The 16768-nt window shown below is 39.6% G+C and carries 17 protein-coding genes; 3 read left to right on the plus strand and 14 right to left on the minus strand.

Annotation, left to right across the window (positions count from 1 at the left end):
* Positions 1-112 precede the first annotated feature (112 nt).
* Positions 113-1234 carry a helix-turn-helix domain-containing protein gene (locus BUR11_RS15220; RefSeq protein ID WP_074225832.1) on the minus strand — a complete coding sequence of 374 codons (1122 nt, stop codon included), beginning with the start codon at positions 1232-1234 and terminating at the stop codon, positions 113-115.
* A gap of 294 nt (positions 1235-1528) precedes the next feature.
* Between BUR11_RS15220 and BUR11_RS15225 the strand changes: the two genes are divergently transcribed.
* Entirely contained in the window at positions 1529-2041 is a 513-nt protein-coding gene (locus BUR11_RS15225; RefSeq protein WP_074225833.1) for a hypothetical protein, read from the plus strand.
* A gap of 208 nt (positions 2042-2249) precedes the next feature.
* Here BUR11_RS15225 and moaA read toward each other — a convergent pair whose 3' ends face one another.
* The 11 genes from moaA to BUR11_RS15280 form a co-directional block, all read right to left on the minus strand.
* Positions 2250-3266 (minus strand): GTP 3',8-cyclase MoaA, encoded by a 1017-nt coding sequence (moaA, locus tag BUR11_RS15230; protein ID WP_074225834.1) that lies wholly within the window; start codon positions 3264-3266, stop codon positions 2250-2252.
* Positions 3250-4167: a bifunctional molybdenum cofactor biosynthesis protein MoaC/MoaB gene (gene moaCB, locus BUR11_RS15235; protein ID WP_074225835.1), complete on the minus strand. Its 918-nt coding sequence runs from the start codon at positions 4165-4167 to the stop codon at positions 3250-3252. The genes moaA and moaCB overlap by 17 nt, the downstream gene beginning before the upstream one ends.
* A 134-nt stretch (positions 4168-4301) precedes the next feature.
* Positions 4302-4730: a molybdenum cofactor biosynthesis protein MoaE gene (locus BUR11_RS15240; protein WP_074225836.1), complete on the minus strand. Its 429-nt coding sequence runs from the start codon at positions 4728-4730 to the stop codon at positions 4302-4304.
* An 88-nt stretch (positions 4731-4818) separates the two neighbouring features.
* On the minus strand, positions 4819-5880 hold the full coding sequence (locus BUR11_RS15245) for a HesA/MoeB/ThiF family protein (protein WP_234982179.1): 1062 nt from the start codon (positions 5878-5880) through the stop codon (positions 4819-4821).
* Positions 5837-6073: a MoaD/ThiS family protein gene (locus BUR11_RS15250; protein WP_074225838.1), complete on the minus strand. Its 237-nt coding sequence runs from the start codon at positions 6071-6073 to the stop codon at positions 5837-5839. Before BUR11_RS15250 ends, BUR11_RS15245 begins: the two co-directional genes overlap by 44 nt.
* A gap of 267 nt (positions 6074-6340) precedes the next feature.
* On the minus strand, positions 6341-6916 hold the full coding sequence (locus BUR11_RS15255) for a molybdenum cofactor guanylyltransferase (RefSeq protein WP_074225839.1): 576 nt from the start codon (positions 6914-6916) through the stop codon (positions 6341-6343).
* An 8-nt stretch (positions 6917-6924) separates the two neighbouring features.
* Positions 6925-8097: a molybdopterin molybdotransferase MoeA gene (locus BUR11_RS15260; protein ID WP_074225840.1), complete on the minus strand. Its 1173-nt coding sequence runs from the start codon at positions 8095-8097 to the stop codon at positions 6925-6927.
* Positions 8098-8314: 217 nt separating this feature from the next.
* A complete protein-coding gene (locus BUR11_RS15265; RefSeq protein ID WP_074225841.1) occupies positions 8315-9118 on the minus strand; it encodes a TPM domain-containing protein in 804 nt (267 codons plus the stop codon).
* The gene (locus tag BUR11_RS15270) at positions 9096-9533 is read right to left on the minus strand and encodes a TPM domain-containing protein (protein WP_074225842.1); all 438 of its coding nucleotides are present in this window, start codon (positions 9531-9533) and stop codon (positions 9096-9098) included. The genes BUR11_RS15265 and BUR11_RS15270 overlap by 23 nt, the downstream gene beginning before the upstream one ends.
* A 10-nt stretch (positions 9534-9543) precedes the next feature.
* A complete protein-coding gene (locus tag BUR11_RS15275) occupies positions 9544-10134 on the minus strand; it encodes a LemA family protein (RefSeq protein WP_074225843.1) in 591 nt (196 codons plus the stop codon).
* A 120-nt stretch (positions 10135-10254) separates the two neighbouring features.
* Positions 10255-11565 (minus strand): aspartyl protease family protein, encoded by a 1311-nt coding sequence (locus BUR11_RS15280; protein ID WP_317045277.1) that lies wholly within the window; start codon positions 11563-11565, stop codon positions 10255-10257.
* Positions 11566-11716: 151 nt separating this feature from the next.
* Here BUR11_RS15280 and BUR11_RS15285 point away from each other — a divergent pair, with 151 nt between their 5' ends.
* The gene (locus tag BUR11_RS15285) at positions 11717-12190 is read left to right on the plus strand and encodes a Fur family transcriptional regulator (protein ID WP_074225844.1); all 474 of its coding nucleotides are present in this window, start codon (positions 11717-11719) and stop codon (positions 12188-12190) included.
* On the opposite strand, the gene BUR11_RS15290 is transcribed toward BUR11_RS15285, so the two are convergent.
* Positions 12187-12630 carry an SRPBCC family protein gene (locus BUR11_RS15290; RefSeq protein WP_074225845.1) on the minus strand — a complete coding sequence of 148 codons (444 nt, stop codon included), beginning with the start codon at positions 12628-12630 and terminating at the stop codon, positions 12187-12189. The two genes, BUR11_RS15285 and BUR11_RS15290, sit on opposite strands and share 4 nt — an antisense overlap.
* Before the next feature lie 9 nt (positions 12631-12639).
* The gene (locus tag BUR11_RS15295; protein ID WP_074225846.1) at positions 12640-13254 is read right to left on the minus strand and encodes a cytochrome c oxidase subunit 3; all 615 of its coding nucleotides are present in this window, start codon (positions 13252-13254) and stop codon (positions 12640-12642) included.
* 125 nt (positions 13255-13379) lie between these two features.
* Between BUR11_RS15295 and mfd the strand changes: the two genes are divergently transcribed.
* Entirely contained in the window at positions 13380-16733 is a 3354-nt protein-coding gene (gene mfd, locus BUR11_RS15300) for a transcription-repair coupling factor (protein ID WP_074226160.1), read from the plus strand.
* Positions 16734-16768 lie beyond the last annotated feature (35 nt).

A 16768-nucleotide genomic window follows, 5' to 3' on the forward strand; every position in this document is an offset into this window, starting at 1 on the left:
ATTAAGATTGGACCATTGTTGTGGCCGTTTCCCAATTATACCAAAACAAAAAAGTGAAGTTGCCCTTTATGGGCTATAGGATGTCCGAGATACTGATTTCAGGACATTATACCTACTTAAAATAGCCTGGTGGGTGCCCGGTTTTGTTTTTGAAGGCGAGATACATGGCTGATCTAGACTTAAAACCTGAATCCCTTCCAATACCCTCAATCGAGTAATGATCCATATTCTTATCCTGTAGTGTTGCCAAAGCGTGGTCCACACGATAATTATTGATCCATTCATTGAAATTACAGCCGGCACTCTGATTGACACTGGTAGAAATCGTCCGGGCTGGTATTTTCAAATGCTTTGCAAGATCATGGATGGTTAGGTTTTGATCCAAGTAATATCGATTTTCTTGCATTTCGCTTTCAATCTTCTCAAAAAGGTTAGAATCCATAGTAGATACAGTCGACATTTGCAGGATTGGTGCATTGTCTGGATTATCTTTCAACTGGTTTAAAGAATCATCGAAAAGTGTTTGTTGGGTAAAAGCCTTATAGCTAACGAAGTAATTAAAAAATGCGATACACAAGAATACAACGATCGTCAAGTCGGACTGTCCTGTTCCACCCAAAACTATCCTTGCCAATTCTGCCCCCCAAAATAAAATAATCGGAATGAGTAAGAAAATAAATTGGTATAGCCAATTTAAATTGAGCAGCGTCAAATCAGAAATCTCATTTTTTATCCTCTTATGATATCGACGAGTTTCGTGAAAGGCTATGACAAAGGCGGCAATAGTTAAAATGAAAGCATAATATTGGAAAGACATGTAAAATGAATCCATCATTTGCGACCCAACTAACTCAACAAGTGTAGTGTCACTAAACAAGACTAATAGGACATTGACTAGGGTAAGTCCGATCATGGCAAAAGCCAGAAAATAATGGACTCTTAAAAACCATTGGTAGGCCTCAAACCTCCCCACTTTTTCTAAAACAAAATGAAGAAACAGAAGAGGTAAAAGCCATTTTACTTCAGGCAGTGTAAAATATCCGGATATAGAGTAGCTACCAAGCTCACCATAAGGCAAAATATCAGTCAGAGCCTGAAAAACGAATGCGATTAGAAACCAACCCAAAAGTCTATTGGCCAAACTAGAATGCTTTTTTGAAGTAATAAAGATTACTCCCAATAAAAAGCCTTGGATGACAGCAGCCCAGATTATTAATGTAACAATTGTTTCCATCCCACTCCTTTTAGTGAATTAAACAATACAATAAAGGGATTTTCCTGAGTATCGATTTAAATAAAACGATTTATTACAAATTGATTGAAAAGGTTCTGATAAAACCCGATTTTAATTAGCTCCAGATTTTTATCTTTTTAGAACTGTTCAGGACTTGCAATCCAGCAGCTCTATTATTGGATTTCAAATCCCATTTGTTTGTAAAGAGCTTTTAAATTAATTTTTAAAATTGGGTTTTTCTGCCAAAGAAAATTTTTGCGAAATCATTAATTTATTGCCTTCAACCCAATCAATATGAACAAAATCTTTCTTCTATCAATCAGCATCATAGTTACATGTAATTCACTTTTGGCACAATCCAACGAAGAAAAATATGTAAAAGATGTAGCCTCACTAGATGCAATCATCAATGCTTATTATGATGTGATTTCAGGCTCGAAAAATGATCCTTGGGAGTTTGAAAGAGATAAATACATCCATGCTAAAAATGCAGTCATTACAAGACTGGACGAAAATGGAAAAGCAGAATCCCATACGCTAGAAGCGGAATACATACCCCTAGGATTAGCTCCGAAAGAGGATTTTTATGAAATGGAACTTAAAAGAACTGTGAGCCAATACGGAAATCTTGCACAAGTTTGGAGTGCCTTCGAAATTCGGACTGATCCAACTATTGAATCCAATATAAGAGGAATCAATAGCATCCAACTCCATTATGGAAATGGGAGATGGTATATTGACAGTTGGACATGTGAAATGGAATCTGAAAACAGTTTTGTCGTGAAGGATTTTTTGGGAAATGAATAAAGGTTTAAGTATCCTGCTGTTGAGGATCGCCGACAATTGTAGGGGAGTAATCCTGAACTAATATCAGCGGAATTGAAATCCGGATTAATTAAAAAGATTAAAAACCTTAAAATTGAGCTTCGAGATTATATTCCGATAATTATCAGAACTCGAAGAGCAGTATTGGCTCCCAAGTTATCGGAAATCTTTTTGAATAGGCTAAAGAAAATCACCCCCCAATCGCGATCATACTGCGATTATCGGAATGCAAGTCAGGGTCTGACAGTTTTTCTAGGTTATCCATTCCTGCACGAACGGCCTTTTTATGAAAAATGGATTCCAAAATCAGTTTTTCCACATCTTCCTCTGCCCGTAAAGCAGTTAGCAAATCGGTTTCCCGATTGGAAAAAAGACAGTTTTTTATCTTCCCGTTGGCAGTAAGGCGGATTCGATTGCAGGTTCCACAAAATGGGTTGGTCACAGATGAAATTACCCCAAAATATCCCTGAAATCCCTTAATCTTGAATTTTCGGGCTGTCAGATTATCCTCATCCGGTAAGGAAATCAAGTTTTCTGATCCAAAAGCAGCACCCACTTCCGCGAGCACTTCCTGTTCGGATACCATTTTGGATCGATCCCATTTGTTTCCATCAAAAGGCATAAACTCAATAAATCGAGCAGAAATCGGCAAGTCTTTGGTAAATCGTACAAAGTCCACCACCTCGTCATCATTCAGTCCTTTCATCAGTACGATATTCAACTTCACCTCAAAGTCTTCCTGAATAAACAAGTCCAGGTTATCTAGGGTCTTCTGATAACCTGATCTCCTGGTGATTTCCTTGAAACGCTCTTCTTTCAGGGTATCCAAGCTAAAATTGACTTTTTTAAGCCCATGCTTCTTGAATACGGGAAGAAAGCGATCAGCCAAAATCCCATTAGTGGTAATGGAAAGATCCACATCAAATTGAGACAATCGGCTTAAAATATCTTCAAAATCCTTTCGAAGCAGCGGTTCCCCACCCGTCAAACGGATCTTTTTTACTCCTAATCCCACAAAGGTTCTAGCGAGACTTTCGATCTCTTCGGCATTCATGATGAACTTGGAAGGCGTTAAGGGAATCCCCTCCTCCGGCATGCAATACTTGCAACGCAGATTGCATTTCTCGATCAGAGAAATCCTCAGATAGTCGTGTTTCCTACCAAATTGATCTTTGAGTACCTGAAGATGTTCAGTCTGCTGTTTCATGCTGAGCTCCTTTCAAGATTTTAAATACATGCAATAAATGTGGGAAAACTGCATCCATGGATTCTTTTGCGCCATTGGTGCTTCCTGGCAGCGCCAAAATCAAAGCATCCCCAATCGTACCAGCCACAGATCTGGACAGCATGGCATAAGGCATTATTTTCTGTCCATAGCTTCGAATGGCTTCTTCGATCCCAGGAATTCTTCTTTCCAGGATAGGTTCCAATGCTTCTGGGGTCACATCTCGTTTGGAGAGACCTGTACCTCCTGTGAAAATGATCAGTTTATTGGTATCTGCATATTCCAATGCCTTTTGACGGATCAATTCCAGTTCATCGGGAATAACCTCATAAGAGGACACCTCCACTTCCATGGATTTAAGTTTCTCTACAATGGTTTTACCTGCCGCATCTTCCTTGATTCCTTTGGAAATGGAATCCGAACAAACGATTACCGCAGCATTGATGGTTTTAGGGTTTTGTTGCTTGAAGCTGCTTTTGCCTCCTTTTTTCTCGACTAAACCTACTTCACGGATGACGATTCCCTTGTCGATCGGCTTGAGCATATCGTACATGGTCAAAGCAATCACAGATGCACCATGCATAGCTTCTACTTCTACCCCTGTTTTATAAACCGTTTTCACGGTAATGTAAATATGAATTTCCAATTCTTGGATATCGTATTCTACCGCGGTGTATTCAATGGGAAGGGGGTGACAGTCTGGTATAGTGATGTGGGTATTTTTCACGGCAAACAACCCCGCCACTTTCGCCATTTCAAAGACATTGCCCTTAGGCACTTTATTTTCGACCACCGCTGCAATGGTCTCAGGCATGCTCACTTGAACAATGGCCTTTGCCTTAGCAACTCTTAGCGTGGTTATTTTATGTGTAATGTCTACCATTTCTAAATTTTACTGTCTTCGATCCCGATAATTATCGTGGACGCTCGGACTGACTTTGTTTTGACTGACCAAGCTTTCAGCTTTCTCACTTTATAATTCTGACTTTACTCTCTGCCTACTGCGACTGAATACTGTCAACTATTAACTTTCCACTGACTTTCCTCATTTTCAAAAATCTCCTTTCCGAAAATTGGAACCTCCGACTTCACTTGATTCACCAACCATTCGGTGGCTTCATAAACTTGCTTTCTCCTGGGAGCAGACACAAAAACAAAGATGCAGATGCCTCCCACTTTCACATTTCCCAAACTATGGTAGATGTGCATGCAGGTCAAATCGAATTTCTCAAATGCTGCTTCCCGGATTTCATGAAGCTTTTCATTGGCCATCTCCTCATAGCAGGTAAAGTCAATGGACTCTACTTTTTTACCCTCTACCTCATCTCCTCGCACTTGTCCTAAGAAAATATTATGGGCACCAATGCTATGTTTGCCTTGATGCTTGGCTATCGAATCTGCAATGAATTCTGGGGAAATTGCTCCCTCAAGAAATACCTTTTTCATGTAATTTATTTTCAAAGTTATTGGCTACATGGAATCTCATATGATCACTGATTAGTTCTCAATACAACCCTTCAAGTTATCCCTATCTTCATGTATCAATTAATTGTATTAAATCATTTGCTCCCCCTCGAATCAACTTCAAATTCTGAAATCCTTTTTTGGAAAGCAACTCTGCCGCCCTTCTACTTCGAATTCCAGATTGGCAAAAGATTCTAAACTCTATTTTGGGATCCAACTTTTCACATTCTTTTTCCAAGACCGAAAGCGGTATTTGGAGGATATTCGAGAATAAAACTTGCGGTTCTTCTCCATGCTCACGAACATCCAACAAAATAGAAGCTCCATTTAATGCTTCTTCTGCCAGTATCATGTCAAAGGAAAGAGAAATATCGGGCTTTTTTGGAGAGGATACCTTACCAAATTCAAATACTTGCTGGCTGTTTTGAAGCAAATCATAAATCAGCAGCTTACCGGAAAGCACCTCACCGATCCCTAATATGATTTTAATTGCCTCATTGGCTTGCAACATTCCGATTAATCCCACGGTGGTTCCTAAAACCCCAGCCTCTGCACAATTCGGAACGGATTGATTTTCCTGAGGAAAAATATCCCGATAGGAAGGCCCTCCTTCGTAATTGAAAACGGAAACTTGTCCCTGGAATTGATGGATGGAACCGTACACAAAGGGTTTTCCAAACTTAATACAAGTATCATTGATGATGTATCGAATAAAAAGATTATCCGTTGCATCGATGATCAAATCATAGTTAGGGAAAATTTCTTTGGCGTTTTTTGAAGTCAGAAATTCCTTGTAAACCATAACCTCCACTTCTGGATTATTCTTAGAAATGGAAGTGGCTGCTTCTTTCGCTTTGTATAAACCCAGTTGATCTGGAGTATACAGCACCTGCCGATGAAGGTTGGATTCTTCGATTTGGTCTCCATCAATAATTCCGATAGTACCGACTCCCGCCGCTGCTAGATAAGGCAACACAGCACAGCCCAATCCTCCAGCACCTATCACAAGCACTCGACTGCTAAGCAATTTTTGCTGCCCGGATTCTCCCACTTGCGGCAAGGTTGTTTGGCGGATGTATCGATTCATTTCAGCCTCCGGAAAAGGGTGGTAAGAAGGCGATTTCGTCCCCATCTTGTAATAGCTGTTCTGAGAGATTAGAAACGATTTTCCTGTTCACTGCAATTTGAAAATTATATTCGCCCAAACTGTGTCTGGAGGTTAAATCAGAGAGAATTTTAGATAAGGTCATATTCTCCTGCGCAATGTTTTCTGATTCACATTGAGCCGCCTCTGCAATAATTCCGAAATACTTTACCTGTATCATAGACTATAAATTTCTACTAATTTACGAATGGAATGATATTAAGATTCTCAAAAATAAACTCCTCTTCCTATTATTATTTGATTTTTTGGATGCCAAGACCTTCCCTTCCCCTAAGAAAAAGACTTCTTTGGCTGCCATTTGTCTTTTTCATTCAACTGATGGATAGTCTCAATTGTTCCAATATCAACAGTTGCTGGTTTCCTAGAACAATTCCCATAAGGTTTTGATAAGCTGATTTTTCTATGATTAAAAACTTAGCTTGGTTGGTTAGGTCAGGCTAAGTAATTCTTTTTGGGTATTGATATTTCTTATAGCAGCTTGATACTTTGGAGTAATAACTAATTTTTGATTCCTGAGGCTATCCACTAAAGGGCAAAGCTTTAAATGTTGATGCTCAATGGCATATTGGAATACCGGAAGTAAGGATTTTTGATAGCATCCGATCAAAGGGTAATCATGCTTTCCATCTGAGAGAATACATACATCATTATCGGAACTAATGGAAGATTGAATCAAAAAGGTTAACACTTCTGTAGTTATCTTTGGAATATCACAGCTTAAAAGCAAATTGTGCCTGGTGCTGGAATCAGCCAAAGCAGTATAAATTCCTCCGACAGGCCCTTGATCCTCCACCAAATCTGAAATCATAGGTATTCCATAGCTAACATAAGCAGCATTTTTGGTAACCAAGGTAATATCACTAGTCAAAGGAGTAACCGCATCCAAAATCCACTGAAGAAAAGTCTTTCCTTGAAATTTAACCAGTCCTTTTTCTGTGTTCATTCTGGAGCTTTTCCCACCGCAAAGTATATAAACTGCTATATCTTCATTGATTCGAAGCATCTGATCTATTAAAGTTTAAAGGGAATGTACATGACTTCATCCCCGTCCCGAATTTCTTTTACATCATCAGGCACGAACAAAAACGCATTGCTTTGGGTAAAAGAAACCAACATGCTCGATGCCTGCTTTGGATAGACCTCCAATTCACCGCCACGTTCTTTCACCTGAAGAAAAAGGGCCTTATTAAATACATTTTTATAATTTCCCTTCATTCTACCTTTTTTCAAATTGATGTCAATGGTGGCAGTTCCATTCATTTTGCGGATGGCTGCAGTCACATAAATCAAGAAACAAGTCAGAGAAGAGGCAGGATTCCCTGGCAATGCAAATACCTGCTTTTCGTCCTTTTTCCCATACCAAAGCGGTTTACCTGGCTTTTGATTGACTTTATAGAATTTTTCTTCTACCCCATTTTTCTCTAAGCTTTCTTTGACAAAGTCATAATCACCCACTGAAATCCCTCCAGAGATCATCACCAGATCAGCTTCCAGGGCTTTTTGAATAGCTTGGTAAGTTGATTCTTTGTCATCAAGTACATGCTCCGAATGTATCAACTCCACATTCTCTGATTGCAAAGCAGCTTCTAACATGTACTGATTGCTTTCATACACCGACCCAGGCTCCAGGAGCGTTCCGGGCTCCTGAAGTTCATTTCCTGTGACGATTAGCGATATTTTGGGTTTCCGTATGACTAAAACCTTGGAGATTCCTAAACCGGCCAAAAATCCAACAATCGCTGCATTGATTTGGGTCCCTTTTTCTAGGACCACCTCATCTTTTTTAATCTGTTCCCCAATTAGTCTCACATTGGTTCCCTTTTCAGGCATTTTTAGAATTCGAATTCCATCGGATGTTTTCTCCACATGCTCTTGCATCACGACTGTATCTACCTGATCCGGAACTCTAGCACCAGTGAAAATTCTAAGACAATCAGAAATAGACACCTCAAATTCCTTGAAATCTCCCGCTTTGCTTTCTCCAATTAACTTCAAATTTCCCTTGGCCCCATGCTGGAAAGCATAACCATCCATCGCCGATTGGCGAAATGGGGGAAGGTTGATAGGAGCTTTGACATCTTCGGCTAAAACACATCCATTTACCTCAGATAGAGGCAAAAGCATGGGGGACAAAGCTTCTGTGTTTTGATCGATGATAGAAAGCGCTTGAAATACTGAAACCATAATTGATATTAAACAAAGTTCTAAGTTAAGTGCTATTACGTACTTTCTACGTATCTATATTCATTTAGAGAATCCACTTTTTTGAATTCAGCCAAGAAAAAAGAAATCTAAGCAATCCTTACCGTAAGACACAAAAAAAGCCTGAAATGATATTCATTCCAGGCCTATAATTTTCAGTTTTTTCAAACTTCTTACTTCTGATTTCATACTTGGTTTACTACCAACTTCCACCGGCTCCGCCACCTCCGAAAGATCCTCCTCCGAAGCCGCCAAAGCCGCCTCCACCTCCGCCGCCGAAGCCACCGCCGCCTCCGAAGCCGCCGCCTCTACGACCACCACCGAGCATATTGGCAAGCATAATCGTAGTCCAAAGATCTACTCCTCCACCTCTTCCTCCCATGTGGTTATCATTGTCATTTTTATTTCGGATCAAAGGAAGAATTACAAAGAAGAAAATAAAGATCAACAACAAGAAGATGGCTCCTCCACCTTTTCCTTGAGACTCAATATCCTCTGCCTTATATTCTCCTGAAGCCAATTTGATAATCATATCCGTAGCTTGATCCAAGCCCTGATAATAGGCTTCCATCTTGAAATTTGGAATGATAAGCTGTTCTACAATTCTCTTGGCTAAGGCATCAGGAACTGCTCCTTCCATTCCATATCCAGTAGCAATGAACACTTTTCTATCCTCCATTGCTGCTAGAATCAGAATCCCATTATCATTTTTGGAACCTCCAATTCCCCAGGCATCCCCCAGTCTAAATGCATAATCCGAAATGTCATACTGACCGACGGACCGCATCATGACGATAGAAATCTGGGTAGAGGTGCTATCATTGTAAGCCACCAGTTTATTCTCTAACTGTTGCCGCTCCGAATTGGACAAGGTATTGGTAAAATCATTGACCAACCTTGGAGGGTTTGGGGCAGGAGGAAAATCCTGTGCAAAAGTCCCTCCAGCAAGCAATAAGAGAATGATGACAAGTGGTCGGATCTTAGGACCCAAAAGAAATCTCATCAGGAAGTTCGTTTATGTCTGAATCCCCTTGGTAAGGAAAATGGGCTCCAAGCTGGGTTCCGGCTTCATTAATACCTTCTATCAGACCCTGTGTAAATTCGCCAGCTTTGAAACGGCTGACCATATTTTCTTTAATTTTTTCCCAGAAATCATCCGGAACGGCTTCATTGATTCCTGAGTCACCCAAAATCGCAAACTTCTTATCTTCTACTGCTAGGTAGAATAAGACTCCATTTCGGTCTTGCGTCTGATACATTTTGAGTTTATCAAAAACCACCACCGCACGATCAAGCACGTCCCCTTTACAGCGACTCTCGATGTGAACTTGAATTTCTCCGGAAGTGGAAACTTCTGCGGACTTAATTGCATCTACAATTGCTTTTTTATCCGCAGAACTGAATAATTTTTCTGCCATGGAACTTTACTTAAAACTGTACTGAGGGCGCATTTTCAGCCCCAGCAGATGCTTCAAAGTAACCTTTTGCCTCGAAGCCATACCACCCCGCAAATATGTTATTAGGGAATGTTCTGAGGTTAGCATTATAAGCTTGAACAGACTCATTAAAGTTCCTTCTGGCCACAGCGATTCTATTTTCGGTTCCTTCCAATTGGGCTTGAAGCTCTAGGAAGTTTTGATTTGCTTTCAAATCCGGATACCGTTCTACGGTGACCAATAATCTGCTTAAAGCACCGGAAAGCTGATCCTGAGCTTGTTGAAATTCTGCTAATTTATCTGGAGTTAGGTTTCCTGCATCTACATTGACGGAAGTCGCTTTGGCTCTCGCTTCAATCACACCAGTAAGGGTCTCTTGCTCAAAATCTGCATATCCCTTAACGGTATTGACCAAATTTGGGATCAGGTCTGCTCTTCTCTGATATTGTGTTTGTACCTCAGCCCATTGACCGTTAATTTGTTCTTCGGTTTGAACAAATTGATTGTAAGTTCCTACTGCCTTGGTGTACATATAGATACCCACCACTGCTAAGATCAAAATAGGAATCAATAATTTTTTCATAGTCTGTTTTTTGGTTTAGAAATCGGAATTAATCACGAAATTCACAGAAAGAGGTTTGATTATCTCCCCATACTGAAATCAAAAATATCCATTTTTTATTCCAATCGGGTCAATCCTGGATTAAATCTGCTTTTTGAGAACTATGCGAAATACCATATCCTCGTACTTGGTCAAGTCCAACCCTTCATACCTACGGATCTCAAATTCAATTTCTTTTCCCTCTTCTGATCTCAAAAGTTTAATGACATCTGACAATTCCCAGATAAAAGCGGGAATCTTGTTGATGGACAAAATTTCGTCAAACTCTTCAATCCCAGCCTTGCTGGCAGGAGAGTTGACCCGTACTTGCCCCACATAAATCCGATTTTCCTCATTAGGAACTTTCTTGACAGAAATGCCACTCATATCGTATTCAAATGGAGCGTAATATTTTTCACCTCTCCGAATCAGCAATCTGTTTCTAGGGTAATCAATGATCAATTTCATCCTTCCCAAGACTTCAGAACCTAAACTACCTTGCCTCCCTGATTCTTTAATCACATAGCTATAAGGCGTCTCGTTCGGATAGGAGGTGAGGACATCCTGCAATCTAAAACCTTGTATATTGAGGGCTTTTACTCTGCCAATAAACCCTTCCAGAACCCCTCCCAAACTTTGCCCCAATTCAGATTCTATAAACAGTTCTGGTAAAATGATGTCATCGGAAGTTTCCTTGTTCAATAACAAGCCATGGTTTGCACCAGTATCAATCAATAGTTTGGGGTTAAGGATACTTCCATCCTGTTGTCTTACTTTTGCCTCAATATAGGGTTTACTATTCTCTACAATCATCTCCAGCTTTTTATAAAAGATCGGCCGCCATTTCACAGCATCATTTTCATAAAAAGTGATCAGTTCCTTGTCATAATCGATTTTGACAGGATTGTATTTAAAGAATTCATAACCAATAATTCCGTATACCGGAACCCCAATCACAGTCTCCAACTCTAAAAAATCCTCCTCCAGAACCAATAAATTTTGATACGTCCCCTCAATAGGCCCTAAATCAAACGTGTTGGTAGGAGAAACGAAAGCAGACAGACTCGCTGAACCATCCGCTCCAATCAGATCAAGTTGGCGGGAATAATCCAATTCCATAGCATCTCCTAGGTCTTTACTAAACAAAATATTGGAGCGAACCCCAGTATCCACTAGAAAATTAATCGGGTAATTTCCATTGATGGAAACTGGAATAATGATCAAACTATTGGAAGCGTAAAAAGGAAGTTGAACTTTATGTTGCTCCTCCTTCATATAGAATCCAGGAAGTTGAGCATAAAGAGGCACCGAAGTAATCCAAATGAAAAGAAATAAGGCAATCCTTGCACACATATTTACTGAAAAGTTCGGGTGATTGATATAAGATAAATCTTTTTGTAAAATTTTCAGCATATAATTCTCTAAACCCTGAGGCTTACCATATGTTTTACGCAATAGTTTCTCTTTTGTTAAATTAGAATAAAACCAAATTAGCATAGAAAAGGATGGGATTCTTGCCAAAATTTCAAGAATACTCCATCTTTAATTTTTAGCAACCCGAGATATGGCTGATAAAGCACTTATAGAGAAAGCAAAAAAGATTTTTGAAAACTTCCTCACCAAACAAGGAAGCAGAAAGACCCCAGAACGATTTTCTGTAATCGATGAGCTGTATTCCCTTCCAGAAGACGAACATATGGATGTGGAAGGCCTTTTTCTAAGCATGAGAAATAAAGGGTATACCATCAGTCGGGCGACCATTTACAATACATTAGACCTTTTGGTAGAAAGTGGTCTGGCAGTAAAACACCAATTCAAAGATAAAGTTGCCCTTTACGAGCAGGCGCTTACTTATAAGCATCATGATCATCATGTATGCAACCAATGCCGAAAAATCCGTGAATTCTCTGATCCTAAAATCAATGAAATCAAAGAATCTATAGGAAAGGAATTCAAGTCTTCCATAAAAAGTCACTCACTCGTGCTTTATGGGGATTGTCTGATCGAAAATTGTGAAAACAAGATCCCGCTGGTTTAACCTTCTTTCTTGAAGACTTTCTTATATATAGGTATTCGATAAGCAAATTGAAGAATCATGGCAGGATATAAAAGCCATGTCAGGAGCTTAAATGGGGCCTGATAACTTATTTCGTCTTGGATAATACTCCCTTTACTAGTGCCAATAATTCGATGTTTATGTTTCCAGGATTTTAGGAAAAAGGGCAACTCGATCCCCTCATCAACAAAATAAAATTCCTCCTCGGTAGTTTGGTCTTCCGTAATCTTACTTACCCATTTTTGTCTGAAGAAAATAAAGTTCAATTCTAAGGAAACAATATCTCCTTTCTCAGAGCCATCAAACCTGATCAGTTTCACCGGAGGAAAGGGTGGACTTAGTTTTTTAAAAAGGGATGCCTGAAATCCTTCCTTTACAGAAAGGTAATCCTGCTCCACATTCGTTTTAATTTTGATATCCATGCGAATCGACTAGAAACTGAGAACAAATAAGAAGAATAAAACCAACCAAATGGCATCCATGTAATGCCAGTAAAAAGTAAATAGCCTAATCCTCATTTTCTCGAAGGGATTGGTCAGCATTACGAGATTTTTAATCTGATCTCGTTGGTATTTTCTTAATTGAACCCACATAATAAGGGCAAATACCATTGCTCCCAGTAAATGGAAAATATGGATGCCAGACAATACGTATAGGAAACTACCACTGGGAATGCCAGTGAAACTGATCCCCATATTGCTGAGTTCCATCCATCCAATCAATTGGAAACAGGTAAAGGAAATCCCCAACAAAATAGTATTTCGCAAGGATGCCTGAAGCTTATCGGTATTTTCTTCTTGATAATGCAATCTCATTTGGGTAGCTGTGTAACCACTCAAAATCAGCAGCATGGTAGAAATCAGGAAAGCGATCGGAACACGATGGTTTAATCCTTCCAATTGCCTTAACCCAGAAAAAAGAAAAGCGACCACCAAAAAAAGAAAAATCAGACCGCTCCCTAGCATTCCTAAGTATAGGAGTGTTTCATATGGATGTAGGCTTTCCAGCTTTTGAAACCAAGTTTTAGATTCTTTTGTATTGCCCATATTTGATAAACATTTTATCTATCCTTAGGTTCAGAGTTTTCTAAATCAACTCAATTTAGCTCTATTGACGATCAAATGCGTTAAATTTGATCTCCAAACCTTACTATACAAACTACGCTACTATTTTGGATCGACAGGCATTTCTCTCCATCTACCAATCAGACCCGATTTTTCAAACACTTTCTCATGAATTAAATAAGAAAGAAAAATTCCTCTTGCAATTGAAAGGTCTTTCTGGAAGTCTTGATATGGTGCTTTTTGCAAGCTACTATCGCCAACATGGTGGTTTTCACTTAATCATCGCAACGGATAAAGAACAAGCTGCCTACCTCAATTCAGACCTTCAAAATCTGTTGAACACGGAAGATCATATGATTTTTCCCTCGAGCTTCAAGCGAGCTTACCAATACGAGGAAGTAGACAATGCCAATGTATTATTACGGTCTGAAATCCTAAACCTTATACTGGATGCCAAGACCGATTCCAGGATTATTATCACCTATCCAGAAGCGCTTTATGAACGGGTCATCAATAAAAGATCTTTGAAAGAAAATACGTTTACAGCTTCTGTTGGAGAATCTGTGGATATGGAATTCGTTTCCGAAGTTTTGACCAGCTATGATTTCGAAAAAATCGATTTTGTCTATGAACCTGGTCAATTTGCCATAAGAGGTGGAATTTTGGATGTGTTTTCTTTTTCAAATGAACACCCCTACCGTCTTGAACTTTTTGGAAAAGAAATTGAAAGTATTCGAACATTTGATCCGGAAAGCCAACTTTCCATTGCCAATGTGGATGAAATTTCACTGATTCCGAATGTTCAAACAAAACTACTCCAGGAAGTTCGCCAGTCATTTTTGAGCTTTCTACCTGAAAATTGCAAAATTTGGTATAAGGACTATCAGCTCAACCTTGATGTGATGGATGAGTGTTTCCATAAAGCTGAACAGGCTTTTGATACCATTGCTAATCAAACTCAGACTGACAAGCTTATGCTGAAGCCTTCGGATCTTTTTGATAAGGGAAAGGATTTTCAAGCATTGGCAACCAATCATTCTCAAATTGAATTTGGGAAGCAATTTTACCTTCGGGGAGGCAAAGAAATCAAATGGGACAGTCAGCCCCAACCTTCATTTAATAAGAATTTTGACTTATTGGTAAGTAATCTTTCTGAGAATGAGAAAAAAGGATTTACCAATATCCTGACTGCGGAAAATGAAAAACAGATAGAGCGTCTCCTGGGAATTTTCAGAGAATTGGATCCTACCCTTCAGGTGCAAAGTATGCTGCTGGGATTAAGAGAAGGATTCGAAGATCGAATTCTTAAGCTGGTTTGCTACACGGATCATCAGCTGTTCGAACGTTTCCACCGATACAAAACCAAAAACAAAGCCAGCAAATCCAAAGCCTTAACTATCAAAGAACTAAAGGCGCTACATCCCGGAGACTACATTGTGCATGTGGATTATGGCGTCGGCCGATTTGCAGGGTTGGAAAAGGTGGATGTGAATGGAAAACTTCAAGAGGCGGTAAGGTTGGTCTTCCGTGATGATGATTTGCTGTATGTAAATATTCACTCACTCCACAAAATCTCAAAATATTCCGGGCAAGAAGGCACCATGCCTTCCATGTCAAAATTAGGTTCTCCAGAGTGGGACAACAAAAAGAAAAAGGTAAAGCGGCAGGTCAAAGACATAGCCAAAGATTTGATCTCCTTGTACGCAAAAAGAAGATCTGCCCCCGGTTTTGCATTCAGTAGGGATTCCGTACTGCAGGTGGAGTTGGAGTCTTCGTTCATCTATGAAGATACACCGGATCAGGCAATGTCTACGGCAGATGTGAAAGCCGATATGGAAAAATCCTATCCGATGGATCGTTTGGTTTGTGGAGATGTGGGTTTTGGCAAGACAGAAGTGGCCATACGTGCTGCATTCAAAGCAGTCAACGATCGAAAGCAAGTGGCTGTCTTGGTTCCCACCACGATTTTGGCCATGCAACATTACCAGACTTTTTGTGAACGATTGGAAAACCTACCGGTAAAAGTGGAGTATATCAACCGATTCCGTACCGCCAAACAAGTCAAAGAGATTGTTAATCAGGTGAAAACAGGGGAAATAGACATTCTGGTCGGAACCCATAAAATCGTCAATAAAGACATCGTTTTCAAAGATTTAGGCTTGTTGATCATAGATGAGGAGCAAAAATTTGGAGTAAAAGTAAAAGACCAACTGAAAAACCTACGGGTCAATGTGGATGTATTGACATTGACAGCTACTCCAATTCCAAGGACCCTACATTTTTCACTGATGGGTGCCCGTGATTTGTCGGTCATTGCCACACCACCTCCAAATAGGCAACCCGTAACTACTGAAGTCGCGACTTTTCAAGAAGAAACCATCAGAGATGCTGTAGCCTATGAATTAAGAAGAGGTGGACAAGTATTTTTCGTTCACAATCGGGTAGGAGAAATTGATAGCATTGCCAATTTGATCATGAAACTGGTTCCTGATGCCCGAGTTGTTGGTGCCCATGGTCAGATGGATGGTAAAAAGCTCGAAAAAATCATGGTGGACTTTATCAATCATGAATACGATGTGCTCGTTTCTACCAACATCATAGAATCAGGATTGGATATTCCCAATGCCAACACAATCATCATTAACCGAGCTCATATGTTTGGTTTGAGTGATTTGCACCAAATGAGAGGAAGAGTAGGAAGAAGCAATAAAAAAGCCTTTTGCTATTTATTAACCCAACCAATGTCTGGCCTTACCCCTGAAGCAAGAAAAAGACTACAAACATTGGAGGAATTTTCTGATTTGGGAGATGGATTCAAAGTGGCTATGAAAGATCTCGATATCAGAGGTGCTGGAAACCTATTGGGAGCAGAACAAAGTGGATTTATTACTGATCTTGGATTTGAAATGTATCATAAAATACTGGATGAAGCAGTGCAGGAACTGAAGGAAAATGAGTTTGCTGCCCTATTCGAAGTAGATCTGAAAGAGAAAGTGAAAGTCTTGGTACAGGATTGTACCATTGAAACAGATTTGGAACTATTGATCCCAGAAGAATATGTAACCAATATTTCAGAAAGATTGGGACTCTATTCCAAACTGGATACCATTAAAAATGAAGAAGAACTGGGCAAATTCTCAGCGATGCTAGTTGATCGGTTTGGTCCATTGCCTGATTCGGTCAAGGATTTAATGGAAACGGTACGATTGAGATGGATGGCAGAAAAATTGGGAATTGAGAAACTAAATTTGAAAGGAAAGCAAATGAAATGCTACCTACTTCCTTCTACCAGAGATGATTTCTATTCCTCTGAGGTATTTGGGAAGATTATGAAATTTGTTCAGTTACATGCGAAGCAAAGTAAAATAAAGGAGTATAAAAATCGTTTGATTTTAACAGTGTCAGAAATTCCAACAATCTCAAAGGCACAAAGTGCTCTTAAAGAGATGTCTGAAGTCTAATTTTCGTAAAATTTAACTGGCATAAATATTGTTGT

Origin of the sequence: Algoriphagus halophilus (assembly GCF_900129785.1) — a bacterium.
GTDB lineage: Bacteria > Bacteroidota > Bacteroidia > Cytophagales > Cyclobacteriaceae > Algoriphagus > Algoriphagus halophilus.